26 protein-coding genes and 3 pseudogenes are annotated in these 25731 nt (G+C 70.7%); 14 read left to right on the top strand and 15 right to left on the bottom strand.

The features are described 5' to 3' along the window. Positions 1-27 precede the first annotated feature (27 nt). Positions 28-1092, top strand: coding sequence for an NAD-dependent epimerase/dehydratase family protein (locus tag SLAV_RS36460; protein ID WP_030238122.1), 1065 nt, complete (start codon positions 28-30; stop codon positions 1090-1092). A 90-nt stretch (positions 1093-1182) separates the two neighbouring features. Then, the gene (locus SLAV_RS36455; RefSeq protein WP_030238125.1) at positions 1183-1896 is read left to right on the top strand and encodes a glycosyltransferase family 2 protein; all 714 of its coding nucleotides are present in this window, start codon (positions 1183-1185) and stop codon (positions 1894-1896) included. 28 nt (positions 1897-1924) lie between these two features. Here the strand turns inward: SLAV_RS36455 and SLAV_RS36450 are convergent, their stop codons facing one another. The 4 genes from SLAV_RS36450 to SLAV_RS36435 form a co-directional block, all read right to left on the bottom strand. After that, a complete protein-coding gene (locus SLAV_RS36450) occupies positions 1925-2905 on the bottom strand; it encodes a zinc-binding dehydrogenase (protein WP_030238128.1) in 981 nt (326 codons plus the stop codon). An 85-nt stretch (positions 2906-2990) separates the two neighbouring features. Next, positions 2991-3575: a TetR/AcrR family transcriptional regulator gene (locus SLAV_RS36445; protein WP_030238130.1), complete on the bottom strand. Its 585-nt coding sequence runs from the start codon at positions 3573-3575 to the stop codon at positions 2991-2993. Positions 3576-3643: 68 nt separating this feature from the next. Next, a complete protein-coding gene (locus SLAV_RS36440; protein ID WP_051841329.1) occupies positions 3644-4048 on the bottom strand; it encodes a hypothetical protein in 405 nt (134 codons plus the stop codon). After that, positions 4048-5190: a molybdopterin-dependent oxidoreductase gene (locus tag SLAV_RS36435; protein WP_051841330.1), complete on the bottom strand. Its 1143-nt coding sequence runs from the start codon at positions 5188-5190 to the stop codon at positions 4048-4050. Before SLAV_RS36435 ends, SLAV_RS36440 begins: the two co-directional genes overlap by 1 nt. A 114-nt stretch (positions 5191-5304) precedes the next feature. Here SLAV_RS36435 and SLAV_RS36430 point away from each other — a divergent pair, with 114 nt between their 5' ends. The 4 genes from SLAV_RS36430 to SLAV_RS36410 all read left to right on the top strand — a co-directional run bounded on the left by SLAV_RS36430 (position 5305) and on the right by SLAV_RS36410 (position 10906). Continuing rightward, complete coding sequence (locus tag SLAV_RS36430; protein WP_100661195.1) at positions 5305-6720, top strand: glycosyltransferase 87 family protein; 1416 nt, start codon at positions 5305-5307, stop codon at positions 6718-6720. A 95-nt stretch (positions 6721-6815) separates the two neighbouring features. Next, positions 6816-9152 carry an ADP-ribosyltransferase domain-containing protein gene (locus tag SLAV_RS36420; protein ID WP_234333826.1) on the top strand — a complete coding sequence of 779 codons (2337 nt, stop codon included), beginning with the start codon at positions 6816-6818 and terminating at the stop codon, positions 9150-9152. Positions 9153-9237: 85 nt separating this feature from the next. Continuing rightward, entirely contained in the window at positions 9238-9690 is a 453-nt protein-coding gene (locus tag SLAV_RS36415) for a sensor histidine kinase (RefSeq protein WP_051841332.1), read from the top strand. Positions 9691-9865: 175 nt separating this feature from the next. Continuing rightward, a complete protein-coding gene (locus tag SLAV_RS36410) occupies positions 9866-10906 on the top strand; it encodes a glycoside hydrolase family 26 protein (protein WP_106979786.1) in 1041 nt (346 codons plus the stop codon). 31 nt (positions 10907-10937) lie between these two features. Here the strand turns inward: SLAV_RS36410 and SLAV_RS36405 are convergent, their stop codons facing one another. Together SLAV_RS36405 and SLAV_RS36400 are read right to left on the bottom strand one after the other, a co-directional pair. Beyond that, on the bottom strand, positions 10938-11477 hold the full coding sequence (locus SLAV_RS36405) for a DUF3291 domain-containing protein (protein ID WP_030238145.1): 540 nt from the start codon (positions 11475-11477) through the stop codon (positions 10938-10940). Between the two features lie 32 nt (positions 11478-11509). Then, positions 11510-12211, bottom strand: coding sequence for a helix-turn-helix transcriptional regulator (locus SLAV_RS36400; RefSeq protein WP_030238148.1), 702 nt, complete (start codon positions 12209-12211; stop codon positions 11510-11512). A 209-nt stretch (positions 12212-12420) separates the two neighbouring features. Between SLAV_RS36400 and SLAV_RS36395 the strand changes: the two genes are divergently transcribed. From SLAV_RS36395 to SLAV_RS36385, 3 genes are all read left to right on the top strand, one after another. Further along, a complete protein-coding gene (locus SLAV_RS36395; RefSeq protein WP_244225299.1) occupies positions 12421-14493 on the top strand; it encodes a HelD family protein in 2073 nt (690 codons plus the stop codon). Positions 14494-14637: 144 nt separating this feature from the next. Beyond that, positions 14638-15345 carry an SDR family oxidoreductase gene (locus tag SLAV_RS36390; RefSeq protein ID WP_030238152.1) on the top strand — a complete coding sequence of 236 codons (708 nt, stop codon included), beginning with the start codon at positions 14638-14640 and terminating at the stop codon, positions 15343-15345. 111 nt (positions 15346-15456) lie between these two features. Further along, complete coding sequence (locus tag SLAV_RS36385) at positions 15457-16095, top strand: hypothetical protein (RefSeq protein WP_100661194.1); 639 nt, start codon at positions 15457-15459, stop codon at positions 16093-16095. Between the two features lie 267 nt (positions 16096-16362). Here SLAV_RS36385 and SLAV_RS36380 read toward each other — a convergent pair whose 3' ends face one another. Then, complete coding sequence (locus SLAV_RS36380) at positions 16363-17022, bottom strand: DEAD/DEAH box helicase family protein (RefSeq protein ID WP_051841333.1); 660 nt, start codon at positions 17020-17022, stop codon at positions 16363-16365. On the opposite strand from SLAV_RS36380, the pseudogene SLAV_RS36375 reads away from it, so the two are divergent. After that, a pseudogene (locus SLAV_RS36375) lies at positions 17015-18009 on the top strand (IS256 family transposase); the annotation flags it as partial. The gene SLAV_RS36380 and the pseudogene SLAV_RS36375 overlap by 8 nt on opposite strands. Before the next feature lie 90 nt (positions 18010-18099). Here SLAV_RS36375 and SLAV_RS36370 read toward each other — a convergent pair. The 3 genes from SLAV_RS36370 to SLAV_RS36360 form a co-directional block, all read right to left on the bottom strand. Beyond that, complete coding sequence (locus SLAV_RS36370; protein ID WP_234333827.1) at positions 18100-18408, bottom strand: hypothetical protein; 309 nt, start codon at positions 18406-18408, stop codon at positions 18100-18102. A gap of 54 nt (positions 18409-18462) precedes the next feature. Further along, positions 18463-18930, bottom strand: a complete 468-nt coding sequence (locus SLAV_RS36365; protein ID WP_030238173.1) for a hypothetical protein — start codon at positions 18928-18930, stop codon at positions 18463-18465. A gap of 501 nt (positions 18931-19431) precedes the next feature. Next, positions 19432-19611: a hypothetical protein gene (locus tag SLAV_RS36360; protein ID WP_030238174.1), complete on the bottom strand. Its 180-nt coding sequence runs from the start codon at positions 19609-19611 to the stop codon at positions 19432-19434. Positions 19612-19792: 181 nt separating this feature from the next. On the opposite strand from SLAV_RS36360, the gene SLAV_RS36355 reads away from it, so the two are divergent. After that, positions 19793-20275: a winged helix-turn-helix domain-containing protein gene (locus tag SLAV_RS36355; RefSeq protein WP_100661193.1), complete on the top strand. Its 483-nt coding sequence runs from the start codon at positions 19793-19795 to the stop codon at positions 20273-20275. 93 nt (positions 20276-20368) lie between these two features. On the opposite strand, the gene SLAV_RS41255 is transcribed toward SLAV_RS36355, so the two are convergent. Next, on the bottom strand, positions 20369-21151 hold the full coding sequence (locus SLAV_RS41255; protein WP_159038071.1) for a hypothetical protein: 783 nt from the start codon (positions 21149-21151) through the stop codon (positions 20369-20371). A gap of 140 nt (positions 21152-21291) precedes the next feature. On the opposite strand from SLAV_RS41255, the gene SLAV_RS36340 reads away from it, so the two are divergent. Then, entirely contained in the window at positions 21292-21591 is a 300-nt protein-coding gene (locus tag SLAV_RS36340; protein ID WP_100661191.1) for a hypothetical protein, read from the top strand. 180 nt (positions 21592-21771) lie between these two features. On the opposite strand, the pseudogene SLAV_RS42760 reads toward SLAV_RS36340, so the two are convergent. From SLAV_RS42760 to SLAV_RS36325, 3 genes and pseudogenes are all read right to left on the bottom strand, one after another. Then, positions 21772-21991: pseudogene (locus tag SLAV_RS42760) on the bottom strand (ankyrin repeat domain-containing protein); the annotation flags it as partial. 115 nt (positions 21992-22106) lie between these two features. Next, positions 22107-22367, bottom strand: a pseudogene (locus tag SLAV_RS36330) (IS110 family transposase); the annotation flags it as partial. Positions 22368-22442: 75 nt separating this feature from the next. Next, positions 22443-23294, bottom strand: coding sequence for a LysR family transcriptional regulator (locus SLAV_RS36325; RefSeq protein WP_100661190.1), 852 nt, complete (start codon positions 23292-23294; stop codon positions 22443-22445). 95 nt (positions 23295-23389) lie between these two features. Between SLAV_RS36325 and SLAV_RS36320 the strand changes: the two genes are divergently transcribed. Then, on the top strand, positions 23390-24121 hold the full coding sequence (locus tag SLAV_RS36320) for an SDR family NAD(P)-dependent oxidoreductase (RefSeq protein WP_100661359.1): 732 nt from the start codon (positions 23390-23392) through the stop codon (positions 24119-24121). Positions 24122-24134: 13 nt separating this feature from the next. On the opposite strand, the gene SLAV_RS36315 is transcribed toward SLAV_RS36320, so the two are convergent. Beyond that, positions 24135-24980: a HEAT repeat domain-containing protein gene (locus SLAV_RS36315; RefSeq protein WP_159038069.1), complete on the bottom strand. Its 846-nt coding sequence runs from the start codon at positions 24978-24980 to the stop codon at positions 24135-24137. A 400-nt stretch (positions 24981-25380) separates the two neighbouring features. On the opposite strand from SLAV_RS36315, the gene SLAV_RS36310 reads away from it, so the two are divergent. Beyond that, a complete protein-coding gene (locus SLAV_RS36310; protein WP_100661188.1) occupies positions 25381-25641 on the top strand; it encodes a hypothetical protein in 261 nt (86 codons plus the stop codon). Positions 25642-25731 lie beyond the last annotated feature (90 nt).

Genomic DNA, 25731 nt, shown 5'->3' with positions numbered 1-25731 from the left:
GGCCGCGCACTGCGTAGCGTCGGAAGCATGCGCGTACTCGTCACCGGAGGGGCCGGGTTCATCGGCTCCCACATCGTCACCGCCCTGCGGGACCGGGGGCACGACCCCGTCGTCCTCGACGCCCTGCTGCCCGCCGCCCACCCCGGCACACCGCCCCTGCCCGACGCCGAGTTCGTCCGCGCCGACGTACGGGACGCCGGTGCGGTCCGGGCCGCGCTGCGCGGAGTGGACGCGGTGTGCCACCAGGCGGCCATGGTCGGGCTCGGGAAGGACTTCGTGGACGCCCCCGACTACGTGGGCTGCAACGACCTCGGGACGGCGGTGCTGCTGGCGGAGATGGCGGCCGCCGGGGTCGGGGCGCTCGTACTCGCCGGGTCGATGGTGGTCTACGGGGAGGGCCGGTACACCTGCGGGCGGCACGGAACGGTTCGCCCCGGGCCGCGTCGGACCGAGGACCTGACGGCGGGCCGGTTCGAACCCCTCTGCCCCGACTGCGGAGCCGAGCTCGTCCCGGGTCTGGTCGGCGAGGACGCGCCGACGGACCCCCGCAACGTGTACGCGACGACGAAGCTGGCCCAGGAGCACCTGGCGGCGAGCTGGGCCCGGTGCGTGGAGGGCCGTGCGGTGTCGCTGCGCTACCACAACGTGTACGGGCCGGGCATGCCGCGCGACACCCCGTACGCCGGGGTGGCCTCCTTCTTCCGTTCCGCGCTCGCCCGGGGCGAGGCCCCCCGGGTCTACGAGGACGGGGCCCAGCGGAGGGACTTCGTCCATGTGGCGGACGTGGCGGCGGCCAACGCGGTGGCGCTCGAAGCGGTCGCCGCCGGGCAGGCGGGCGCGCTGGTCGCGTACAACACCGGCAGCGGGGAGCCGCACACGGTCGGTGAGATGGCAGCGGAACTGGCCTCGGCGCACGGCGGACCCGCCCCGGTGGTGACGGGCGAGTTCCGCCTGGGCGACGTACGGCACATCACCGCCGACTCCGCCCGGCTGCGCGAGGAGCTGGGCTGGCGTCCGGTGGTCGGCTTCGCCGAGGGGATGACCGAGTTCGCGCGGGCGGGCCAGCGCGAGTCGGCGGCCGCGATCGGCTGAGCCCGGGACCGCCGCCGTACGACGTGGTGTCCGCGTTTCGTAAGGTCTTCGGCCGCCCTTGCGGCCCCTGCGGTTCCTACCCTGTGGAGGGTGACTCCTTCTGTTTCCCGTCCGCCCCTCGCGGACCTCGTACTGCCGTGCCTCGACGAGGCGGAAGCCCTCCCCTGGGTGCTGGCCCGGGTGCCCGCCGGATGGCGGGCCATCGTCGTCGACAACGGCTCCACCGACGGCTCGGCCGACATCGCCCGCTCCCTCGGCGCCACCGTCGTGCACGAGACCCGGCGCGGCTTCGGCGCCGCCTGCCACGCCGGGCTGCTCGCCGCACGGGCCGAACTGGTCTGCTTCTGCGACTGCGACGCCTCCATGGACCCCGGCCTGCTCGCGCCCATGGCCGAGCGGATCGCGTCCGGCGAGACCGACCTCCTGCTCGGCCGACGCCGCCCGCAAGGACACGGCGCCTGGCCCGCGCACGCCCGGGCCGGGAACCTCGCACTCTCACGGATGCTGCGCCGCCGCACCGGGCTTCGGCTGCACGACCTCGGGCCGATGCGGGTCGCGCGCCGCGAGGCATTGCTCGCTCTGGGCCTGACCGACCGCCGCAGCGGATACCCGCTCCAGATGGTCGTACGGGCCGCCGACGCGGGCTGGCGGGTGACCGAGACGGACATCCCCTACCTGCCGCGCGCCGGGAAGTCGAAGGTCACCGGGACCTGGCGGGGCACCTGGCACGCCGTTCGCGACATGCGCAGGGTCCTGGCCGAGCCGCCCGTGCGCCCCACCCCGGCCGAGGGGATCTCCGCATGAGCACTCACCTCTCCCCGGCCAAGGCCCTTCAGCCGAGGGTGACGACCATCTTTCCGAGGGCCTCTCCGGACTCCATGGTCCGATGGGCCTCGACGATCTCGTCGAACCGGAAGACCCGGGTGGGGCGGGCCCGCAGGACCCCGGCCTCGACCTTGGCGTAGATCTCGTCCAACGGCACATCGGTGAGCGGGAACGCGGGGGTGCCCAGGACGAAGGCGCTGCCGAAGAAGCCGAGCCGGACGCCGCTGGGGAGATCGGCGATCGGGTCGAAGTCCCGTACCGGCTCGAATCCGCCGAGGAAGCCCACCTGGCACACCCGGCCGCGCGGCCGCACCAGGGCCAGTGAGTCGCGCAGGACGCTGTTGCCGACGACGTCGAAGACCGCGTCGACGCCGATTTCCCGCTGGGCGACCTGGGCGGCGAGGGCGCCGTCGTCGATGAGCACGTCCGTGGCTCCGAGCTCTTTCAGCAGGGGCGTTCGGCGCGGGTTCCGGGTCGTGGCGAGGACGGTCGCCCCGTGGTCGACCGCCAGGTTGACGGCGGCCTGGCCGAGCGAGGAGGTCGCTCCCCTCACCAGGACGGTTTCGCCCGGCCGCAGGTCCAGGTTGCCGAACAGGCCGCTCCACGCCGTCGCGTACACCTCGGGAACCGCCGCCAGACCGGCCCAGTCCAGCGTCGAGCGGACGGCCACCACGTTGGCCGCCGGTACGGTCACCAGCTCCGCGTAGCTTCCGTTGCGGGTCCGCCCCATGCCGCCGAGGATCGCCACCACCCTTGTCCCGGCGGCGAGTTCACCGGACGGGTCGGCCTCCACCACGCCGGCGCACTCGATCCCGGGGACGGCGGCGACCTTCCCCCAGGCGCCGCTGCGCATGTACGCCTCGGCGTGGTTGAGGCCGAACGCCTCGACGCGGATCAGCACTTCGCCCTCGGCGGGTACGGGATCGGGCAGTTCGGTGAGGGTGAGAACCTCGGGTCCGCCGTGGGCGGAGATGACGATGGCCTTCATGTAACGACTCCATTCTTGAGCAGTCATTCAACTATCGGTGCGAAGAAAAGGGCCACCGCGAACGGTGGCCCGTGCGCCCCCGCCGTCAGGCGAGAGCGGCGAAGGCGTTGTCGACGATCGCCCGCAGGAGCACCCCGTCCGGGTTCGCCTTCCCGACGACCATGAGTCCCTGACACGTGGCGACCAGCAGCTTGGCGCTGCCGGCGCAGTCCAGCGAGGCGCGCACCTGCCCCCTGCGGACCGCGTTCTCCAGCGCGTGGGTCATGCATCGCTCCAGCCGGGCCAGGTGGCCCCGGACGACGGCCGCGGCCTCGTCGTCCTCGGCGGCGTTCTCGATCGCCGTGTTGACGAGCAGGCAGCCCTGTCGGCCCTCGGGGCTGAGCAGGTCGCGCACCAGACCGTCGAAGTAGCCGCGGACCTCGGCCAGTGAGGCGTCCGAAGCCTCCAGCTCACCCAGCTTCTCGGGGACGACCAGCCGCGAGTAGCGCTCCAGCGACTTCAGGAACAGTGCGCGCTTGCCGCCGGGGAAGGCACTGTAGAGACTGCCCGGTTTGACGCCGGTCGCCTTCACCAGGTCCTCCACCGACACCGCCCGGTACCCGCGCTCCCAGAAGCGCAGCATGGCCACGTTCAGAACGGCGTCGGGCTCGAACTCTCGCGGTCTGGGCATGAGGGAAAAATACATGAGCGACCATTCAAAAACAATGCGCCCGGCCGCTCTCCCCGGCGGTGCCCCGATCAGTGCCGACGCCTCACCCGCCGCGCCGCGGCACGGGCGCCGACGTGTGCCACGGTGAGCAGCGCGATGGCCGCCATGGCGAGCAGCCAGTTGCGCGGGTAGTCGAGCGGCAGGACCGTGGGGTTGGCCACGCCCGCGGGTCGCAGCAGCGGGGGAAGGGCGATCACGGTCAGGGAGCCCGCGACGGCCAACGCCGCGCGCACCACCCCGCGCAGGCGCAGACCCGCCAAGGCGACGAGGACGGCGAGCGCCATCACGAGCGGCGCGACGAGTCCGTCGTGCACCACCACCGCTGCCCCGAGCCACACGGCGATCCGCCACGGCTCGGGCTGCGAGAAGAGCAGCCACCCTCCCCAGGCCGCGCAGGCCGCGCCGAACCCACCCAGCACGTAACGGAAACCCATCACACGACCTCCAGTCGGCCGACCCACTTGGTCTGCAGGACACCCGGCCGGTTCGGGGCGATGATCCGCGCCGGGTAGCCGTGGTCCAGGGACAGCACCTCGCCGTTCAGCCGCAGCGCCAGCAGGGTGAGCGGGTCCTGGGCGTAGAGCCGTCCCATCTCCATCACCCGGTAGGCGCCCGCCGCTTCCACGGAAACCACCCGGGCCCGCGCACCGGGGCCACCGCCGGCACGTTCCAGGAGGTCGCGTACCCGTACCCCCGTCCAGTGGGCGGACTTGCTCCAGCCCTCGACGCAGGCGATGGGCAGGGTCACCTCGTGCTGGGGCATGGCGCGCAGCCCGTCCAGCGTGAGGGTGTACGGACGGGGTCCGTCCACGGTCAGCCGCCAGTCGGCCAGCGAGGCCTCGGTGACTCCCGCGGCGGTGGCGGTGCGGTTGACGGGCAGTCCCTGGACCCCGTGGGAGGGGCTGCGGGGGCCGAAGAGTTCCAGCGGTGCGAGTGCGGTGACGGACTGTCCGACCGTGGTGAGGGTGACCGCTCCGACCGCGGCCGTGACTCCGAGGAGGAGCTGCCGGCGGTCCGGCCCGTCGGCCTCGGGCAGCGCCAGGGTGCCCGGCGAGCGGAGGGTGAAGTGGTCCCGGATCTTCGGCCACTGCACCGCGACGTGCAGGATCAACGAGCCCAGCAGGAGCCAGGCGACCGCGTAGTGCACGGGAACGAAGTTGAAGGGCCAGGGGTACCACTGAAAGGTGTTCAGCAGGCCGGTGAACAGTTCGAACAGTCCGGCGGCGACGAGCACGGCGACGGAGATCCGCTCCAGCGCGTGGAGCGCCGACCGCACCGGGGGCCAGGCGAACAACCGCGGGTAGACCGCCCACAGTTTGGCGAGCAGCAGCGGGACCGCGGCGATGCCGGACGCCACGTGCAGCCCCTGGGTGAGGCGGTAGCCCCAGTACGGGCGGCTCGGCAGCCGGTCGGCCAGCCATCCCGGCGGGTGCTGGAGGTAGTGGCTGAGTACGCCGGTCGCGAAGCAGACGGCCATGGCCAGGCCCAGCCAGCGGCCTATGGCGGTCGCGGTACGGGCATCGTGCAGGCGCGCCTTGAAGGTGACGGGGGGCCGGGAGGGCAAGGTGAAACGCATGCCCCCATCACACCCCCGCCGAGGCCCTCGCGGGCCGGCGGAACACCTTACGAAACACGGACGTCCCCTGTGGCACGGTCCGCGCAGGGGCTGGTCCCTGGAACGATTCCCCAGGTGAAACCCCTTACCGCCGTCACCCCTCGTACCGCGCTGGTGACCACCGCCCTCGCCCTCGCCGCGCTCACGACGGTCCTCGCCCGCACCGTCGGGTACGGGGGCTACTTCAGCGATCCCGTCGGGCTCTTCGGGTGGTACGCGGCCTGCTGGGCGCTCTTCGCCGTCGCCCTGCTCGCACTGCGCCGGGTCCCGGCCCGCCGCGTCGCGTGGCTGGTCGCCGCGGGGGCCGTGGCCGTCACGGTGACGGGACTGCCGGGGCCGCCGCGGACCAGCACCGACTCCTACCGCTACGCCTGGGACGGCCGCGTCCAGTCCGCCGGCGTCTCCCCCTACGACCACACCCCGCAGGACCCGGCGCTCGTCCGGCTGCGCGACCCCTGGCTCTTCCCCTCCGGCGCCGCCTGCAAGGGCCCCGACCTGGCCCCGCTCCCCCGCACCGGCGGCACGGCCCACTGCACGCGCATCAACAGGCCCGCCGTCCACACCATCTACCCGCCCGTCGCCGAGGCGTACTTCCTGGCCGTCGACGCCCTCTCCCCCTCCGGTGCCCGGCACAAGCCGCTCCAGATCGGCGCCGCCCTGATCTCCCTCGGCGTCACGGGCGTCCTCCTGCTGATCCTGCGGCGGCGTGGCGACGACCTCCGCAAGGCCGCGTACTGGGCCTGGTGCCCGGCCGTGCCCCTGGAAGCGGTGAACAACGCGCACGTCGACGTCCTGGGTGTGCTCCTCGCGGTCGCCGGGCTCGGCCTCGTCGCCTCGCGGGCCCTGACCCGGCGGGCCGCGGGCGGGGTGCTGATCGGCGCCGCCGTCGCCACGAAGCTGATGCCGGCCGTCGTCCTCCCCGGGGCGCTGTCCGGCGTCCGGCGCGTCCGCGACGCGGCCGCCGTACTGCTGCCCGCCGCTGCCTTCGTCGTCCTCTCCTACCTGCCGTACGTCCTGCTCTCGCACGGCTCGGTCTTCGGCTACCTCGGCGGCTACGTGGAGGAAGAGGGCTACGACGACGCCTCGGCCGGATCCCGCTACTCACTCCTGCGCCTGGTCCTGCCCGACACCTGGGCCTTCCCCGTACTGGTCGCCGTCGTCGCGGCCGTGTCCCTGTACGTGATGCGGTACGGGGACCCGCGGCGCCCCTGGAGCGGCGCCCTCCTGGTCACCGGCTGGTCCTTCGCCCTCCTCACCCCCGGCTACTCCTGGTACGCGCTGCTGCTGATCGCCCTCGTCGCCCTGGACGGACGCTGGGAATGGCTCGGCATCCCCCTCGCGGGCGCCGCCGTCTACGTCCTCGCCCCCACGCTGGACTTCCGGCCGTGGCTGAGCAACGTCGCGTACGGGGCGGCGGTTTCCCTCGTGCTCGTGATGACCTGGGTCCGGCGCCGGGGCGCGGCAGGGGCAACCGCGGCTCCGGAGTCATGACGGCTGGTCACCCTCCACTTCGGCGGGCGCCGTTGTCAGTGGCGGGGGTTACGTTCGGGGTGTTGCAAGGGACCGTTTCCCGACAGGAGTGGACGATGACCGAGAGCAGTGTTCAGCCCGCGCTGAGGGTGGTGCTGACGGACGTGAACGAGCGCGTCGTGGAGGCATGGCGGGCGGCGTTCGCGGACACGCCCGGCATCGAGATCCGCAGGGGGTCGATCCTCGACGAGGACGTCGACGCCTGGGTCACCCCGACGAACTCCCGGGGCCGGATGGACGGCGGGGTCGACGCCGCCATCAAGCGTCACCTCGGATCCGGTATCCAGCTGCGCGTGCAGCGCGCGATCCGTGACCGCTTCTCCGGGGCCCTCCCGGTGGGCAGCGCGGTCTGCGTCCCGTCGGGGGCGACCGTCCCCCGGTACCTGATATCGACGCCGACCATGGTGGCGTCCTCGCAGAACGTGAGTGCCACGCTGAACGTGGCGCTGGCGTGCGCCGCCGCGTTCCAGGCCGTGCACCGGCAGAACCGGCTGGTGCCGGGCAGCATCCGCTCCGTGGCGCTGGTCGGGATGGGTGCGCAGACCGGCAGGGTCCCGGCCAGGGTGTGCGCCAACCTCATGTGGACCGGCTACACGCTCTTCCACGACCACTGGTTCGAGGACGACGACGAGTTGCGCGCCACGATCCTCGCGCAGCTGGGCGACATCGAGAACGCCCCCGTCGAGGAGCGCGTGCGCATCGTCGCGCCGAAGGCAGTCGCGCCCGCACCCGCGCCCGTCGCCGCGCCCGCCGCGGATCCGGCCGGCCATGTCCCCGCCCCGACCACCACGAACGAGAGTGCCGCCCCCGTGACCGACGCGACCGACCCCCTGGCCCTCACCGAACTCTTCGAAGGTGGCGGTGAGCCCTGGCTTCCGCTCCTGAAGCCCGTCATCGAGGCGTTGCCGGACGCCGACCGGTTCATCGGAAAGGGACGCAGCCCCGAGGTCGTGCCGGTCCGTGAGCTGACCTTCCAGGCGCTCAAGCCCAACCCGCCGCACAAGTGGAAGGTCGTCGCCTTCGGCCAGAACCCCTACCCGCGGCCGGAGAGCGCGACCGGGATAGCCATGTTCGACAACACGTTCAGCGACTGGAAGGACAGCCAGTTCGGCCGGGTCGTCAGCATCCGCTGCATCATCAAGGCGGCGGCGATGTGGAAGTACGGCATCGCCAAGAAGACGCCCATCGCCGACGTCCGCGCGCTGCTGAAGGAGCGGGACACCGTCCAGCCGCCGGAGTGGTTCCAGGCGATGCTCACGCAGGGCGTGCTGTTGCTGAACGCCTCGCTCACCGCCAGCGGCGACGGCGCGATGGGGACCGATCAGCACACGGCCTTCTGGCGGCCCGTCGCCGAACGGATCGTGGAGGAGATCCTCAAGGCCAAGCAGGACGCCGCCGAGGAGGACCGTGGGATCGTGTTCGCCTGGTGGGGGGCGCACGCCCGCAACCTGAAGCGGGTGGTCCTGCGGCTCCAGGAGAAGTACCCGGACGTCGAGGTCCGCCACATCGACCACGCGAACCCGGCGGCGCAGGGCGACATCTTCTGCGAGGGCGACCACTTCGCCCTGGTGAACGAGGCCCTCGCCTCGCTGGGCGCCGATGTGATCGACTGGCTGCCGAGCAAGGGCTGGAACGAGGGGAAGGCCGGCACCGACGGGGGTGTCGCGGCGCGCATGGGCGCCTTCATCGAATCGACCATGAACCTGCACCAGCTGTACCTGGAGCGGCTCACCAGCGTCAAGGACGAGGGGCTGGTCCTCCCCTCGATCACCGGCGTGTTCGACACCCCGCTGATGGACTTCCAGGACGCCGTCGCACCGGTCGCCAAGACGCTGTCCGGGCTCGCCGGGCACATAGAACGCTCACGGGACTTCGGCAAGCGGCGGGCGGACGAGACGCCGGGCGGCCTGTCCGCCGACGCGATCGCCGCGCTCTACCTCTACACCTGCGAGTCCGCCTTCTACCGCGAGATCAACGCGGTCCTGCGCTCCCCCGACCGCACGCGGGTCACGCCCTACCTCCCCTACCTGCGGCTGCTGTTCTCGGCGGTGTCGGGGCTGCCCGCGCACACGCAGCCGCTGTGGCGCGGCGTGTCGCTGGACCTTCGGGCGCAGTACCCGGTGGGGCGGACGATCACCTGGTGGGGTGTGTCCTCGTGCACCTCCGAGCTGAACGTGGCCCGGTCCTTCCTGGGCAGCCGCGGCAAGCGGACGCTCTTCGAGGTGACGCCCGCCCACGCAGTCGGGATCAGGAAGTTCTCCGCCTTCACCGGTGAGGAGGAGTACATCCTCACGCCGGGCACCCAGCTCAAGGTGACGGACGTGAAGAGCGAGCGCGGCGGGCTGTGCACGGTCAGGCTGACCGAGGTGGACGCCGCCCCCGTGGTGTCCTGATCCAGCGTCCCGGAGGGCCTCCGGGCCCGAGGCCGCCCGGACCATCCGCACCCTGAGCGCGGCCACCCTGGACGAGCTGCGCCACATGGCGGGCGTGCTGCGGGCCCCGGACGGCCCCGATACCGGCTCCGACACCGGGCGGGGCCCGCAGCCGGGTCTGGACGGGCTCGACCGCCTGATGGCGGACAGCGGACTGGACGTCACCCTGACGGGTCAGGTCCCCCGCGACGCGGGACCCGCCGTGCAGCGCGCCGCCTACCGGACCGTCCGGGAGGCCCTGACCAACGTGCGCAAGCACGCACCGGGTTCGGCCGTCGAGGTGGCCTTCCACCGGAGCGGGACCGCCGTCGAGGTGACGGTCGCCAACACCGTCGGCCGGCACCCCGCCCTGGGGCTGCCGAGTGCGCGGCACGGACCGATCGGGGTGAGGGAACGCGCCGAGCAGCTGGGCGGCGCCCTTTCCCACGGGCCCACCCCGGACGGCGGCTACCTCCTGCCCGCGCGGCTCCCCCTGGGCGGCGCGGCGCACGGCCCGTAGCCGACGGGGCCCGCCCGGGCCGGAACAGGTGGGCGGTTTTCACCCGGTCGGCCCGGGAGCGGCGGCGGGGCGGCGCGAATGGCCCAGCTTCGGGGCTGCGGACGGGCCGCTCGTCGGATGTGATGCCTAATGTCGGTGCCAGAGACACAGGGTTCCCGACGCGTGTGGAGGCACCATGTCCCGTCGAGGCCGCCGGCTGGCGGGCGCCTGCACCAGTGCGATCGCCGCCGGCCTGCTCGTCACCGGGGTCGCCCTCACGACGCCGCCGCGCGCGAGGCCCGACGGCGACGGCGGGAACGGGGTCGCGGTGGGCGCCTACCTCCATTACGGCACGCCCGGCGTCGAGAGGATGCAGGAGCTGTCGCGCTGGCTAGGGGGCACCGAGCTGCGCGCGGGCCACACCTACCTGCCCGGCGACACGTGGGCCAACATCGAGGGCGCCCCCGATTCCCTGCGCAGCTGGGCGCGGTGGCGCAGGGCGAGGGCCGACCGGTTGTTCGTGCTGAACGTGCCCATGCTGGACCACAACGAGCGCGGCGTCCCCGACGCCCGGGTCGCCGAGCTGATCCGCTCCGGCGCCCGCGGCGAGTACGACCACCACTTCCGGCGGCTGGCCAGGCGTCTGGTCGCCCTCGGGGTGCCGGACACGGTGATCGTGCTCGGCTGGGAGATGAACGGCTTCGACTACACCCACCGCTGCCGGCCCGACCCCGAGAACTGGAAGAGGTACTGGCGACGCATCACGGCCGCCATGCGTTCCGTGGAGGGCCAGCGGTTCCGTTTCGACTTCGCCCCCAACCGCGGCGTCGACGCGATCGCCTGGACCAAGTGCTACCCCGGTGACGACGTGGTGGACGTCATCGGCATGGACAGCTACGACCAGCCGCCCGGCGACAGCTTCGACGAGCAGGTGACCCAGCCCTACGGCCTCCAGCAGCAGGTCGACTTCGCGCGGGCGCACGGGAAGCCGATCTCGTACCCCGAGTGGGGGCTGTTCCGCAACGGCGACAACCCCGAGTACATGGGGCGCATGCTGGAGTGGATCCGGGAGCACCGGCCGCTCTACCACAGCATCACCGACTACTGCCCGCACGGCGTGTGGCAGTGCACCCACAACCCGCGCTCCGCACGGGTGTTCCGGGACTTCCTGTCCGCCGAAGGTGGCCGGGAGCGGACGTTCGGCTTCGACGGCGGGGTGCGGACGGGGCGTCCGTGACGCGAGTGGCCGGCGCGGCGGGGTTCGTGCGTCAGGAGGCGACGGCCGGTTCGACGGGGCTCGCGGTCCTGGCTTCGGAGGGCACGCAGGCGGGCCGTGGGTGCCCGGCGGCCTCGGCGGCGGTGTAGGAGGAGACGAAGGTGAACGCGTGCGGGGAGGGCCCGTCGGCGCGCAGGTCCGCCAGCCTCTCCAGCGCCTCGCCGATGGTCGGCAGGTGACCGGCGGGGATCCACCAGAGCACCAGGTGCGCCTCGACGTGCCGTTCGAACCAGTCGCGGCGCCGCCGCATCGCCTCCAGGTGCCCGCTGCGGTAGACGAACTCCCAGAGAGCCTCCCGGGTCTCCCACACCGACAGGGTCACGATGACGTCCTCGCCCGCCGGACGCAGGCCGGTGGCGTCGGCCTCGCCGTCCTCCGTGAGCCGCCAAACGAAGCCGGGCGCGCCGTCGGCAGAGGCATTGACCGGATCGATCAGCTCGACGAACGGCGCGATGCGCGGGTCGTCGAGCGGGTGGCGGAGCGTGGCGACGTTGAGCTGGGCCAGGTGGGCGGCAGGCGCGGATGCGGTCATGGCCTCATCTCAGCATGCCCCTCTCTTCTATGTCAACGATCATTGCTTTTAGAATCCTGGACCACCACGCAGCACTCTCCCGGCCGGGCGTCCATCCGCGCACGGACGGGACCGTCCGTACCGAGGAACCCCTCCAGCAGCGCGAGGTTCATACCGCAGACGAGGGGCGGGAACCGTTCGGCCACGGCATGGAACGGGCAGTTGCGCATACGGAGGACGACGCTCGCGGCCCGGGCGTCCCCGGACGGCTCCTCGGCGACGCCGGCGCCTTCGAGGTGCGGTTCGTAGCCGCGGGCGGCCAGCATCTCGACGGCCTCCCGCAGGCTGCCGCAGGGCCCCGCACCCGGCCCCCTCAGGGCCTCGCCCCGACGGCGCGCGGCCGCGCACAGCGCGGCGTCCAGCCCGGCCTGTTCGGCTGCTTCGGCCAGCAGTTCGGCGGCGGTGCGGTAGTCGCGGGCGGGCAGCGACACCGACCGCTCGGCCGGCGACCGCGTGTACACCTTGGCGGGACGGCCGGCCCCCGGCCCCGAACGGCCCGTCAGCCGGCGGCTGCCACTCTCCAGCAGCCCCGCCTCCGTCAGCTTGTCCAGGTGGTGCGCGGCGAGCGTGCGCGCCACCCCCGCCGCCTCGGCGGCCTCGTTGCGGCCCACTTCCCGGCCCTGCGCCGCCACGTACTCGTAGAGGCGGCGGCGCACCGGATCCTGCAGCACCGCGATCGCGTCGATGTCCTTCATGTCGACATTCTATGAAGGATGGAGGTCGGAGATAGAAGGGCGGGCTCACCCATAAGGCATACGGGCACCAGGAATGCAAATTCGCCATACGGTCAGCCGTCATGGATTCAGCCGTAGGGCCATGACCCGCCAAGTAAGTCAAGACTTACCTTCAGGAGCCTTTGACCGTACGGTATGGATCGAATCGAAGGAGCCCCCTGTTGTCAGAAATGAATGATCCTGCTGTGCTCGCGGTTGAATCGGAGCGGGATTATGTGTCCTCCTTGTACGAGCTGCTCACCGAGCGGATTTCCGAGGCGCGAGCACACCGAGCGAATGCATTGAAGACCCCGGCGGAAAGCGCCGGTGAGGCCTACGAGAGGGAAATCACCGCCGAGCGTCTGACCAAGGAAATCAGCCGCCTGGAGAACGCCGAAAAGGGGCTGGTCTTCGGGCGCATCGACTGGACGGACGGCACGGCCCTGCGCATCGGTCGGATAGGACTGCATACGGAGGAGGATGATTTGCCCCTGCTCGTGGACTGGCGCGCGAACGCGGCGCGGCCCTTCTACGAGGCGACACCGGTCCACCCGATGGGCCTGCGGCGGCGCCGGCACCTGCGCCTCGAAGAGCGCACGGTCGTCTCGGTGAGCGACGAACTGCTGGACGGGACCACCGCGACCGACGAGGACGTCGTGGGAGACGGCCCGTTGACCGAGGCCCTGGCGGCACGGCGTACGGGCAGGATGCACGCGGCCGTCGCGACGCTGCAGGCCGAGCAGGACGAGATCGTCCGTTCCGCCCACCGTGGGGTGACCGTGGTGCAGGGCGGTCCCGGCACCGGCAAGACGGTGGTCGCCCTGCACCGGGCGGCCTACGTCCTGTACGCGTTCCCGCGCGCCGCAGAGGAGGGTGTCCTGGTCGTGGGCCCGAACGCCCGGTTCCTCGACTACATCTCCCAGGTCCTTCCCTCGCTCGGAGAGAACGACGTCGTTCTGGCGACCTGCCGGGAACTGGCCGGAGTGTCCCCGGACACGGTGGACCCGTTCGGTACGGCGCGCCTCAAGGGCGGCTCCGACCTCGCCGACGCCCTGGCCGGCCTGCTGCGCGTCCACCAAGCCCCCGCCGGTGACTTCACCGTGCGGGTCGGACAGGAACTGCTCCACCTCTCCGGCGAGGAAGTCGCCACCGCACGCGACGCCGCGGTGGCGGCCATGCCGGGGCACAATCCCGCGCGTCAGGTGTTCAAAGAGCTCTTGGTCGACGCCGTCACCGACGCGATGCAACGGGACATGGGCGACCTCCTGGAGCAGATCGACGCCGATACCGAAAGGGTGACGGGCATCAACCTCGACCGGTTCACGGGTGCCGCCCGGCGCCGTGGCGAAGGTGCGGCCGACCCGGGTCCGGTCCACGAGCTGGACCTGGACGCCATCCGAGCCGATCTCCTCGACGACGACGCCGTCGACCGAGCGGTCGAGGCGTTGTGGCCCCGCCTGACGCCCGGCGACCTCGTGAAGGCACTCCTGACGGACGCCGACGCCCTCGCCGAGCACCTGCCCCGCCTGACCGCGCAGGAGCGGTCCCTTCTGCTGCGCGGTCCGGACGACCCGTGGACCGATGCCGACGTGCCGTTGCTGGACGAGGCGGCGAGCCTGGTCGACGGACCGCCCGAGCGGACGTACGGGCACGTCGTGGTCGACGAGGCGCAGGAACTGACCGCCATGCAGTGGCGGATGATCGTCCGCCGCTGCCCGGCAAGGGCGATGACGCTGGTGGGTGACTTCGCCCAGGCGGGCCCGGTCGCGACGGCACGCGACTGGAAGGAAGCATTGGGCCCCCACGTCGGACCGCGGTTCAAACAGCACGACCTGACCGTCAGCTACCGCACCACGCAGGAGATCCTGGGGAGCGTCCGGGACCTGCTCACGCGGATCGCCCCGGACCAGAAGCCCACGCGGTCACTGCGAAGCGGCGAGAGCCCCCGCACCGTGACCACACCTCCGGACGGTTCGGTCGCCGCCGTCGTCGAGGAACTCCGCGCCCAGCGCGCCGCGCACCCGGGCGAGCTTCTGGGAGTGGTCTGCGCGGACACCAGGGTGAGCGAGCTGACGGCCCGGGGCGTCGCTCACCACGCACGCATCGTGCCGGCGTCCGAAGCGCGCGGCCTGGAATTCGACGGGGTCGTCGTCATGCACCCCGAAGAAATCATCGCGGCCCGCCCCGGCGGAGAGAGGGACCTGTACGTAGCCCTGACCCGGGCCACCAAGCGCCTGTGCACCATCACCGTCCAGCCCGTGTGACGACGAGGCGGTCGGCGTCCGCGACGGTACGTGAGAACTACGTCCAAGGCCGCAGCCCGTCTGCGCCTCGGGCCTGATCCGTGTACGCAGGACGACGGCATAGCGTGCTGATCGGATCCAGATCGTCCGCGTAGGGGAGAGAACATGAACACCGCTGCACCCGTATCGCTGGTCACGGGGGCCAACCGGGGAATCGGCCGGGAGACCGCGCGTCAGCTCGCCGCGCTCGGCCACACCGTCTTGCTGTGCGGCCGCCGTGCGCAGGACGCCGAACAGGCCGTCGCCGACCTGGCGCCCGGAGTGTCCGGCACGCTGCTGCCGTACCGGCTGGACGTGACCGACGCCGACAGCGTCGATGCCCTCGCCCGCAGCGTGGACGAAGAGTTCGGGCGCCTCGATGTCCTCGTCAACAACGCCGCCATCAACTACGACACCGCCCGGCGCGCCGTCTCCGTCGACCTCGGCGAGGTCCGGCGCACCCTGGAGACCAACCTCTTCGGCGCCTGGCGAACCGCGCAGGCGTTCCTCCCACTGCTGCGCCGCTCAGCCCACGCCCGCCTGGTGAACGTTTCCAGTGAGTCCGGATCCCTGGAGCACATGTCCGGCGGAACCCCGGCCTACGGAGTCTCGAAAGCGGCTCTCAACGCCCTCACCCGAAAGCTCGCCGATGAACTGCTCGCCGAGCGGATCCTGGTCAACGCCGTCTGCCCGGGCTGGATCGCCACCGACATGGGCGGCCCGGGCGGCGAACCCGTGGAGCGGGGCGCCGCCAGTGTCGTGTGGGCTGCCACCCTGCCCGATTCCGGCCCTACCGGCGGCTTCTTCCGGCACGGGGAACCCTTGGCCTGGTAGACGGCCCCGCCTGCCACCAGCCCATCCGGCCCCGGGACCCGCAAGAGGTCGTGCCACGGGCGCCTCACGTTCGAGGTCCGTTCTCTCGTCACCGACAGGAAAGGGCGTCACATGGCTGAGAAGAGGCTGAAGTCCTGGGGCGACAACCGGGCCGGGCAGCTCGGCGACGGCACCACCACCGACAGCAGCACCCTGGTGACCACCCTCACCGCACTGACCGGCGTCGACAAGATCGCCGCCCCCGTCAGCGGCGACTTCAGTCCGGCCAACAAGCAGCACCAGACCCGTTGGGCCAGGGTGGGAGGGCCCATGTCCACCCTGCCGACAAGACGCGAACAGCGCGCATGTCTTCATCGTGGACCGAGTGCTCGGCAGCAGCTCGCCGCCGCCGCCGCCGCCGGGCACAACGTCACCAACGCGGCTTGGACACCCACCTACGCTCCCCGCACGCTGGCTGCAGCCATCGGTGCGAAACAGCCCCTTCGTCGACGGACAGCCTTCCCTGCGTACGCGGACCGGTCCTGGCTCTTCACCCTGTACTTCAACGCCACCGGGACCGAGGTCCTGGCGTGCAGCGGCTTCAGACACGAGCCGCCTTCGAAGGCGGGTAGTCAACGAAACGGCAGGCCACTGAGTCAAATGCCTCACCTGGCCCCCGCAGGCGCGTCGCGGCAGCGGCTGCGTCGTCGGGGGCTAGGAAGAACACCGCTTCGTGGGCCATCCGAACATGATGGCAGTCCGCCGCACTGACGCGAGAGAAGCCGTGTGGCATCGGCTTTGCCGGGAGGCGCTTCAACTTGCCTGGACAGTCGTTTCGCAGCGGCTGCGTGGGTGGCCCAGCGGGCGGCACAGGTGATGTTCAGGCCGAGTAGGCGGGCGGAAGGCCGACGACGTGGGTGGCGATATCGAGGTCGTCCCCGTGGAAGAGGCGTCGGACGAAGGCCCATCGACGTTCGTGGCCGATCAACGTCCAAGGTCCCGGCCTGCGCACCATCCAAAGCCTGTTGCGAAACTGGGTCAGGGCTTGGGGCTTCCTTCGGGTAGTGCCCGATCCGGCCAGCCCTGTGACAGCCCGAGGTGGCCTGACCGCAAGGCCTCGCGCTGGTTGGCCACCCAAAGCTCCACCTGATCGGTGGAGTCCGCGACGGACCGGTCCGTGGTGTCGATCAGATGAGTGGACCATCGCCGGTCACTAGCGGGCCAGTCGGTCCAGCGGTCCCAGACCATGTCGGACCAGCTGTCGTCGGTGATGACGTCGGGCCGGTACCCGGGGTCCTGGGCGTGCTTGCGATGCCAGTCGGCCCAGCCGAGAAAGGCTTCGACAGCCGGTGTGTCCCACCGGCCCGGATCGCGTTCCGTGAGTCTGCGGCGCCTGACCTGGTCGGACACGTCGACCAGACACACCGCGATTCCCTCCAGTAGCGGTGCCGAAGGAGCGGCCAGGACTTCACCGAGCGGGGATTGTCCGGTCAGGAGCAGGTCGAGTCCGCGCCGCTGGTACTCCAGCGCACGGCACAACCACATTTCGGTCGTGCGGTTCCGCCAGATCCGGTCCGCATCGTCCGGAACACCGAGTTCGTCGAAGTCGTGCACGACGATCCCGCCGAGCCGTTCGCCCACGGCAAGGGCGATGGTCGTCTTCCCCGAGCAGCTGGAGCCCGTCAGTTTGAGCAGCATCCGCCCAGAGTGGCAGATCACCGCTGGTCCACACCTTTCCCGACGTCTCCGGGGCTCCGCACAAATCTCCGAGGTGCTGCCGCTGCTCTACCTGCACGGACTGTCCTTTGGGGAGTTCGTGCCGGCGCTGGAGCAGTTTCTCGGCGGCACCGCGGGCCTGTCGCCGGCCACGGTCACCCGGCTGACCAAGCAGTGGGCCGACGACCACGCCGCCTTCCAGGCCCGTGACCTGGCCGACCGGGACTTCGTCTACGTCTGGGCCGACGGGGTGCACCCCAAGGTGCGGCTCGGACAGGCGCACTCGTGCGTCCTGGGGCCCTGCTCGGCATCCGTCTGGACGGCACCAAGGAGCTGATCGCCCTGGCCGAGGGGCTGCGCGAGTCGACCGAGTCGTGGGCCGACCTGCTGCGCGACTGCCGCCGACGCGGCATGCGCGACCCCGAGCTGGTCATCGGCGACGGCGCCATGGGCCTTGGGAAGGCCCTCGCCGAGGTCTTCCCCGCCGCCCGCCACCAGCGCTGCTGGGTCCACAAGGCCCGCAACGTCACCAGCTGCCCGCCGAAGTCCGCGCAGCCGGGCGCGACGAAGGCGATGCAGGAGATCTACAACGCCGAGGACCGCGGCCACGCCGAGAAGGCTGTCGACGCCTTTGCGAAGACCTACGGCGCCAAGTTCCCCAAGGCCGTCGCGAGGATCACCGACGATCGGGAGGAGCTGCTCGCGTTCTACGACTTCCCTGCCGAGCACTGGAGTCACCTGCGGACCACGAACCCCGTCGAGTCGACCTTCTCGACGGTCAAGCTCAGGACCAAGGTCACGCGAGGTGCGGGCAGCCCGGCGGCCGCGCTCGCGATGGTTTTCAAGCTGGTCGAGTCAGCTCAGGCTCGGTGGCGTTCGATCACCGGCGCCCATCTGGTGCCCCTGGTTCGCGCCGGCGCACGCTTCGAGAGCGGCGTCCTCGTCGAACGCGAGGAGCGGGCCGCTTGAACGGCTGGAGGAGCCACACCGGACCCATGGCTGAGCCGATCTGTCCTCCGTCGGGCTACTTCGGGGTACCGAGAGCTTGGTGCGGCTGGACTACCGGGCCCAGCGTCCCATGGCCGGCGCGGTGCCGATCAGGCACTCGATGTCGGTCGGGAAGCCGACGAGGACGTAGGCGGTCAAGCGCAGGTGGCCCTCAAGGCAGACCAGGTTGTCCTGTCTCTCGCCGACGAGGATGGGCGGAGGAAATCGCTCGCCTCTGCTGAGCGCGTGGGCCGCGTCGATGAACGGTTCGTTGGGCACGTCGAACGCCCGTAGCCCTGCGTTGATGCGTGCGGCAGCGTAGGTCGGCTGGCGGCTGCCACCCGACAGTTCGACCCAGTAGGAGTAGTCGAGGTAGCGCACGCCGACCGCCTCGTCGGCGGACAGGAGTGCCCTGGCCCACCTGACGTGAGTGGTTCAGACGTGGGCACGGATCTGCTTCACCGGATGGCCCAGTAGGTCCGCCAGCGCGGTCAGCTCTCCCTCGCCGAACCAGAGGCGTTCAGGGTTCCAGATGGCGATCTCAAAGCGGGCGAAACCACACGGCCAATCGTAATCCAGCACGTCCAGAGTGGTTGATCCGCCACAGCACGGGACCTCGATCGCGAGCGTGGTGAACCCGTCGTCGCAGTGAGCCTCAAGGAGGTCTCCCCACCACTCCGTGTCGATGGCCGCCTGGCACAAGGGGCAACCGATCCTCTCCAAGTTGTCCCCGCAGTCGACGGCGGTCACCACGTCATGCCACGTCGCGTCGATCTCCACATCCACACCGTCGACGACTCCGGGAGCCAGGTCCTCAACCAGCGCGATGACACGATCAACCACATCACGATCCGGCTGCCACTGCGGATCACTCGGAATGATCGACAGGACGTCATCGCTCATAGCTCCCCCACCATGTCAGACCAGTGCCACATCACGACGTAATGCTATCGATCACGATCACACGTTCTGATGCTGCACCCTCGTGAACCTGATACGCGGCCCGGTCAACGGGGGTGTTTCTGGTGCCGCATCAGGCGACGTGCGCCTCGCCCTCGCCTGTGGGGCGGTTCGCGTAGGCGTTCGGGGCACCGGTCCGCGCGCCGTCGCATAGGATCCGGCCCGGTCACGGCAGATGATCTCGGTGCCGGATGCTCGCGCAGCCAGTCGGCCAGGGCGGAGGCGTCGCGGCCCGGCAGTAGGTCGAGAGGCTGGCCGCTCTCGCAGTCGATGAGGACGGTGCCGTAGTGGTGCCCTCGGGGCTGCGGCCGGGAACAGGCAGAATCAAAACAGCGGCCCGCCAGCCCGATGCGCTCTGCCCTGTGGCGAGCCCGGCCTCGGGACTGGTGAGCTCGCATGTTCGGTTCCCGGCCCTCCGGGGCGGCTGCCCATCGCCAGCCCGGGTCACTCGACGGCCGGGTAGGCCATTGCGTCCGTTCCCTTGAGCGCCAGGCCGACGTACTCGTTCACCGCGTAGGGCGCGATCCCGGGGGCCGCGGGCAGGTCGTCACCTGTGCGGGCGTCCAGTGCCAGCGGGCCGCTGTCGGTGCTGCCGTAGATCCGTCCGTGCCACACGGCGGTCACCCTGGGCGCGATCCGGTTGGCCGCCTTGTTTGGCAGCGTCCACCGGAGCTCGCCGTTGGAGGTGTCGAAGGCCCATACCGAAAGCCCCTTCCAGTTCCGGAAGCAGACGAGGGTGCTTACTGAGGATTTTTACGTTGTGTCGGGGGCTGACGGCTGCTGATCGTCGCGGTATGCCGGTTGTATGAGGTATCCGCAGGGTGGGGGTCTGACGTCGGAGCGTCAGGCTTTCCGGGAGGCTCTTCGCCTGGAGGCGGCAGGCTGGTTCGCTGAAGGGCTGACGAATCAGGTGATCGCGAAGCGATTACGGGTCAGTGAGCGGTCGGTGCAGCGCTGGCGCCGGACCTGGCGTGAGGGCGGCCGCCGGGCACTGCGTTCGAGCGGGCCGATGTGCCGGCCGAAGATCGGCCCCGAACAGTTCGCAGTGCTGGAAGCAGAGCTCGACAAAGGCCCCATCGCTCATGGCTGGCCGGACCAGACCTGGACACTGGCCAGGATCCAGGCGGTCATCCGCCGCCGGTTGCGTGTGAGCCTGAGCATCGCGGCGGTCTACCAGACCATGCGGCGTGGAGGCTGGAGCCGGCAGGCTCCGGCCAGACGCGCCCTCGAACGGGACGATGCCGCGGTGGCCAGCTGGATGAAGGACACGTGGCCGCGCGTGGAATGACTGCGGCGGCGCTCGGGGCCTGGATCGTCTTCGAGGACGAGGCAGGCTTCTCGATGACGCCGCCGTCCCGCGGAACATGGGCCCGTCGCGCCCTCACCCCCACGATCCGTCGCTGTCCTCCCCACGCCAGCGCTGTTCTCCGGTGTTCAGGTCGTGTCCGGCAGCAGCTTCGTACCGACTGTCGATCGCGTCCTTCGTGATACCCACCACGGCGCCCTTCACGATCTTCTTCGCTTCGAGCAGGTCGCGTGTCCACAGCACCCGGTGGTCCACCAAGTCGATGGCGTAGGTGGTACGGCCAGCGGGCTTGAAGGCCCCAACCGTCAGCAGCGCCACGCGGCCCGAGCTCGCGGCGACCCGTGCGCTCAGCGGGTACGGCGCGTCCTTCGCCCACTCCGGAACGTCCAGCGACAGCCGCCATTCGACTCGTGTGCTGGCGGCGTTCACCGCGATGAACTCCACGAAGACCCGCTCGGCGTGCGTCCCCACCGCCGGCCAGCCACATCCGCAGTCGGCCGGTTCAGCCCGCGCTGCGCCGGACGACGAGGATCGGGCCCAGCTGACTTTGCTGGACCACGGAGACGGGACGGCCAGTCCGGGGCCGTTTACGACGCAGCCGTAGCCGGTGGCCATGGCCACGTGTTCAGGGGCGGCGGCCGTGCCCCGGGCGAAGGGCAGCTCTCCGGGGGCGATGACGCCGACCGGGACGACCCCGCCCGTCATGGACTGCGTGTGGGTGGTGCGGGTGAGCTGGAGGCCAGTCCAGTGGCGGACGCCGGCGATCTGCGTCGAGCCGCCCGTTGGGGGTAGGACGTCGTTTCTTTGGCGTGATCGTGAGTCGGGTGTACCTCGGACTTCGCCGTCGAGCAGCGCCATTCCCAGCACGGGCTGCGCCTCCCGCCTGCGACGGTGCAGCCGCGTGGTGTCCGTCTCGCTGCGTAAGCTACTGGCTCGTGCGCCTGTCTGTGATGTCAACGTGCACCTGACGGTTTCCCGTTCGACCGAAGGACTGAGCCGTGCCCGACCGACCTGAGATTGTCTGCATCTGCGGCTCTACCCGGTTCGTCGACGAGATGCGTGCGGCGAACCGTGATCTGACCCTCGCAGGTGTCATCGTCGTCGCGCCGGGCGAATCAGACAGGTTGATCACCAACGAGCAGAAGACCGCGCTGGACGCTCTCCACCTGCGCAAGATCGACCTGGCTGACCGGGTTCTGGTCGTCAACCCCGGCGGGTATATCGGCGAGTCCACGAGCAGGGAGATCGCATATGCCCACGCCACCGGCAAGCCGATCTCGTTCACCGATCCCGTCTGACCAGTAGACGCTTCTTGGTGCGCGCGGGCAAGGAGTCTCGGTCGGCCTCGGAGCGTGCTGCCAGAGGGTCTTCGAAGTCGTCGGGCGCAGCCTTGTGCTTGTGTCGCGCGACGTGCTCTCTGATGAGGCGTGGGCCGTGCTCGGGCCTCTGTTTCCCGCGGTGAAGGCTACGGGCTTGCCGGGTGTCGCCGTCTGGGCCTGCCAGTTCCGGGTCGGCTCCGAACGCCAGGAGCACCGCTGTGGTGTGTACGGTCAACGGATCGCCCGTCTGGAGAGCTCCATCTCCTTCGGCATCGATGGCGTGGGTCAGCAGCGTCATATGGCCGAAGACCTCATTGGGATCCGCACCATCGGCCAGCAGCCTGGCCAAGGTTTCCGCGTCCCCGTGCTCAACGGCCAGGTGCGCAGGTGTCCAGTGGTTACTCGCCCCGACATTGAACCGTCACGCTGACGGCATTCACCAGCAGCTGTCTCCCGGTGATCACCAATCAAGACGATCTCCTGGACGCGGCGTAGTCGAAGGCTCGCTCCAGTACCGGAAACTCCAGCAGCCGGGCACGCATCCGGTTGATGGTGCGGGTGCGGTCAGCGGCCAAGTCGTAGCGGCGGGCGGTCAGAATCTTCAGGGCCACCGCGATCTCGTCCCACTCCTGCAGAGGCCGAAGATCCCGGCGCATCCGTTCCTGGTCGGCAATGACGTAGACGTCCTTCGCATCCGTCTTGCCAGCCCCGCGGTAGCAGCCACGGGAGGCGTAGTGGACGGTTCGGCCAGGAATTCCAGCACTGCATCTGTCGGCGGGATCCTGATGAGCCGGGCCAGGACAGGTGGAACCTGGCCAGGCATGCCGGAACTACTGGAGACGTGTCGCAGTCCGGACCAGGTCGGCGACGGCTCTGGACCGGCTGTGTGGTGGCCAGGCGATCACGGTGGTGACTTTCGGCGCGTCCAGCACGGGCACGGCGGCGAGGTCACCCGGCAGTTGGACTCGGCACGACTCCGGTGAGACCGCGCAGGCCCGGCCGAGCGCTACGAGCTGCAACAACTGCGCGTGGTCGCGGACCTGCGGGCCGGGGCCGGGCGGGTAGGTGCCGTCAGGGTCGGGCCAGCGCGGAAGGGGCAGGCCCGGCAACCCGGTGATGTCGGCCATGTGCACGTGGGCCCGGACGGTGAGCGGATGCCCGGCCGGCAGGACCACAACCTGGCCCTCGGTGCTGAGTTCTTCGGTGTGGAACCCGGCAGTCGAGTCGAACGGACGGTGCAGCAGCGCCACGTCGGCCCGGCCCTCGCGCAGCAGTCGTTCCTGTTCGCCCGGGCCGCACAGGATGACGTCGACGAGGACCGCGCCGGGTTCGGCGGCGTACGCGTCGAGCAGTTTCGCCAGCAGTTCTCTGGACGCGCTGGCCTTCGTCACCAGGATCAGGCCGGGTCGGCCGGTCGCGGAAAGGGCGGCGCGGCGGGTCCGGCGCTCGGCGGCGTCGACCGCGCCGAGGGCGGCCCGGCCCTCGGCCAGCAGCACCGAGCCGGCCTCGGTCAGGGTGACGGTGCGGCTGGTCCGATCCAGCAGTACTGCCCCGAGCCGGCGTTCGAGCTGCTGGATCGCCCGCGACAGAGGCGGTTGTGCGATCCCGAGCCGCTGCGCGGCGCGCCCGAAGTGCAGCTCTTCAGCGACGGCGACGAAGTAGCGCAGTTCCCGGGTCTCCATCCGGCCACGGTACTCCGGATCCATACCCTGACGGTATCGCCGCACACCCTTTCGGTCTTGGACCTCCACCCGGGTGCGAGGGCAGCATGGTCCCCATGAGTGAACGAACGATTGCGCTGGTCACCGGCGCGAACAAGGGAATCGGCTACGAGATCGCCGCGGGCCTGGGCGCCCTCGGCTGGAGCGTCGGCGTCGGCGCCCGCGACGATCAGCGCCGCGAGGCCGCGGTGGAGAAACTGCGCGCGGCCGGCGTCGAGGCGTTCGGCGTGCCTCTGGACGTGACGGACGACGCGAGCGCGTCCGCCGCCGCACGGCTGATCGAGGAACAGGCCGGGCGCCTCGATGTGCTCGTCAACAACGCCGCCATCACCGGCGGCGCGCCGCAGGAGCCCACCCGGGTCGATCCCGCCACCATCCGGACGGTCGTGGAGACCAACGTGATCGGCGTCATCCGCGTCACCAACGCGATGATGCCGCTGCTACGCCGTTCTGCCTCACCGCGGATCGTGAACATGTCCAGCAGTGTCGGCTCCCTCACCCGGCAGTCAGGAAACGCTGCTGAGCAGACGGCGGGTCCGATCGCCGTGGCGTACGCGCCGTCGAAGACGTTCCTGAACGCCGTCACCCTCCAGTACGCCCGGGAGCTGGCCGGTACGAACATCCTGATCAACGTGGGCTGCCCCGGCTACGTCGCGACCGACCTCAACGGCTTCCGCGGCGTGCGCACCCCCGAACAGGGCGCGGCGATCGCCATCAAACTCGCTACCCTGCCCGACGACGGCCCGACCGGCCAGTTCTTCGACGATGCCGGCGTGGTGCCCTGGTGAGCGGACGTGGTCCTCAGCATGCCCGGCATGGGCCCGTTGCTCCTGCGCGTCCGCTGTGGAGGAGCTTGCGCTGACGGGCCTCGGCTGCCTGGTCGCGCACGTACGGGTCGGCGTCTGCTGCCAGCTGGTCGAGCACGGCCGAGGTCGCGGGGTCTGTGGGCTCCAGGGCGGAGGAGTTGCCCAAGGCGATCGCGACCCGGGCACGGACACGTGGGTTGTCGTCGTTCGCGAGCGCGCGGATCTTCCGCAGGGTTCTGGGTTGCCGAAGGAAGCCCAGGGAGCTGAGGGCGGAGATGCGCACTTGCGGGGAAGGATCGTCCAGCAGGTGCGACAGCAGGTCGACGGCCGCCGGCTCTGCCCCGTGACTGCCGAGCGTACCCACGACCGCGCTGCGGATTCCTTCGTCCGAGTCCAGCGCGGCGTGGGCAAGCAGGTCGAGATCAGCGGGTTCGGGGGCGAAGCCGAGCAGCCAGATCGCCGCCCTGCGGAGGTCCTCATCGTTGCCGACGGCGCAGGGCAGGAGGATTTCGCGCGCGGCGGCCGGGTCCTCCTGCGCGAGTACATGGAGCGTCGTCGAGAGCGAGTCCTGGTCGTCCCCCAGATCGCGGGAGTAGGCCCGCAACAGGGCCTCCAGGGACGTGCGGCCGGCGGTCTCGGCCAGAATCCGGGCGAGCACATGACGGGCGTACCAGTCGCCCGCTTCCACGGCTGCCGCGAGATGCCGTTCCAGGTACGGAATCAGCTCCTGCCGCCGGGCGGCCACGAGCTCCTCTTCGATTTCTGCCAGGTCGTCGAGGTCGCAGTCCGGATCCGTGAGTCCGGCCGCCAGCTCATCAAGGCGCAGGGTGAGATCGTCCACTGTCCGTAGGTCTTCCAATCCGTCCTCCTCGTGATCCCTCAGTCCGCACCGAGCCTGCCCCTGCGGGTCTCCCCACTGTGGTGCGGGCTCACGGAACGGATTGTCCAACAGACCCCTGACAACGGCGTTCGGGCGGCCGGCTCACTCAGGTCCACTCGCCCTTGCCTCCGGCTCCGAGGTCCGGGCGGTGCCGGCGTGGAGGAGCTGCGGCACACAGTCAGCAGGCCGGCGCGGACTCCGATGCGGTCGACGTGTGGCGGGACCGGCTCAGGCGGCCGAGCCGCCGCTGCCGAACAGGGCCGAACCCCCCTCCCCCGTACCCCGGCGGCGGCTACCGTAGCGGGACGACCTGTATGGAGGAGCTTGTGAGCGACCTGGACGACATCCTCGGCGCCCGTCGGTGACCGGTGGGCCATGGGCGCTGCGCCTGTCCCCGCAGACCGCGAAGGTGCTCACCGAGCTCCCCGGGCACGCCAAGGAGACGGTCCGCGACGTCCTGGACATCGCGGTGCGGTCCCCGTGGGACTGGCCCCAGTGGAACACCGGCGACCCGGAAGGCGAAGACGTCCGCGCCGCCTCCGTCGGGCAGCTGTCGGTCGTCTACGTGATCAACCGACTCACCCGGCACCTGTCCGTCCTGGACATCGTCTGGCTCGGGTAGCCACCCGCGACAACACACCTTCACCTGCCTCCAGAGCGGCGTGTGCGTGGGGCGCACTGCCGTCAACCGCCCTCCTCGGTCGCACCGCTG

The sequence above is a fragment of the Streptomyces lavendulae subsp. lavendulae genome, assembly GCF_002803845.1.
GTDB classification, from domain to species: Bacteria; Actinomycetota; Actinomycetes; order Streptomycetales; family Streptomycetaceae; genus Streptomyces; species Streptomyces lavendulae.
This window is presented reverse-complemented; position numbering and strand designations above follow the sequence as displayed.

What these genes read in the sequence shown, in the direction of transcription:
- SLAV_RS36460 (WP_030238122.1), top strand. Translation starts at nt 28, where the DNA reads ATGCGCGTACTCGTCACCGGAGGGGCCGGGTTCATCGGCTCCCACATC.
- SLAV_RS36450 (WP_030238128.1), bottom strand. Translation starts at nt 2,905, where the DNA reads ATGAAGGCCATCGTCATCTCCGCCCACGGCGGACCCGAGGTTCTCACC.
- SLAV_RS36445 (WP_030238130.1), bottom strand. Translation starts at nt 3,575, where the DNA reads ATGCCCAGACCGCGAGAGTTCGAGCCCGACGCCGTTCTGAACGTGGCC.
- SLAV_RS36440 (WP_051841329.1), bottom strand. Translation starts at nt 4,048, where the DNA reads ATGGGTTTCCGTTACGTGCTGGGTGGGTTCGGCGCGGCCTGCGCGGCC.
- SLAV_RS36435 (WP_051841330.1), bottom strand. Translation starts at nt 5,190, where the DNA reads ATGCGTTTCACCTTGCCCTCCCGGCCCCCCGTCACCTTCAAGGCGCGC.
- SLAV_RS36420 (WP_234333826.1), top strand. Translation starts at nt 6,816, where the DNA reads ATGACCGAGAGCAGTGTTCAGCCCGCGCTGAGGGTGGTGCTGACGGAC.
- SLAV_RS36415 (WP_051841332.1), top strand. Translation starts at nt 9,238, where the DNA reads ATGGCGGGCGTGCTGCGGGCCCCGGACGGCCCCGATACCGGCTCCGAC.
- SLAV_RS36410 (WP_106979786.1), top strand. Translation starts at nt 9,866, where the DNA reads ATGTCCCGTCGAGGCCGCCGGCTGGCGGGCGCCTGCACCAGTGCGATC.
- SLAV_RS36405 (WP_030238145.1), bottom strand. Translation starts at nt 11,477, where the DNA reads ATGACCGCATCCGCGCCTGCCGCCCACCTGGCCCAGCTCAACGTCGCC.
- SLAV_RS36400 (WP_030238148.1), bottom strand. Translation starts at nt 12,211, where the DNA reads ATGAAGGACATCGACGCGATCGCGGTGCTGCAGGATCCGGTGCGCCGC.
- SLAV_RS36395 (WP_244225299.1), top strand. Translation starts at nt 12,421, where the DNA reads ATGAATGATCCTGCTGTGCTCGCGGTTGAATCGGAGCGGGATTATGTG.
- SLAV_RS36390 (WP_030238152.1), top strand. Translation starts at nt 14,638, where the DNA reads ATGAACACCGCTGCACCCGTATCGCTGGTCACGGGGGCCAACCGGGGA.
- SLAV_RS36385 (WP_100661194.1), top strand. Translation starts at nt 15,457, where the DNA reads ATGGCTGAGAAGAGGCTGAAGTCCTGGGGCGACAACCGGGCCGGGCAG.
- SLAV_RS36380 (WP_051841333.1), bottom strand. Translation starts at nt 17,022, where the DNA reads ATGCTGCTCAAACTGACGGGCTCCAGCTGCTCGGGGAAGACGACCATC.
- SLAV_RS36365 (WP_030238173.1), bottom strand. Translation starts at nt 18,930, where the DNA reads ATGAGCGATGACGTCCTGTCGATCATTCCGAGTGATCCGCAGTGGCAG.
- SLAV_RS36355 (WP_100661193.1), top strand. Translation starts at nt 19,793, where the DNA reads ATGAGGTATCCGCAGGGTGGGGGTCTGACGTCGGAGCGTCAGGCTTTC.
- SLAV_RS41255 (WP_159038071.1), bottom strand. Translation starts at nt 21,151, where the DNA reads ATGGCGCTGCTCGACGGCGAAGTCCGAGGTACACCCGACTCACGATCA.
- SLAV_RS36325 (WP_100661190.1), bottom strand. Translation starts at nt 23,294, where the DNA reads ATGGAGACCCGGGAACTGCGCTACTTCGTCGCCGTCGCTGAAGAGCTG.
- SLAV_RS36320 (WP_100661359.1), top strand. Translation starts at nt 23,390, where the DNA reads ATGAGTGAACGAACGATTGCGCTGGTCACCGGCGCGAACAAGGGAATC.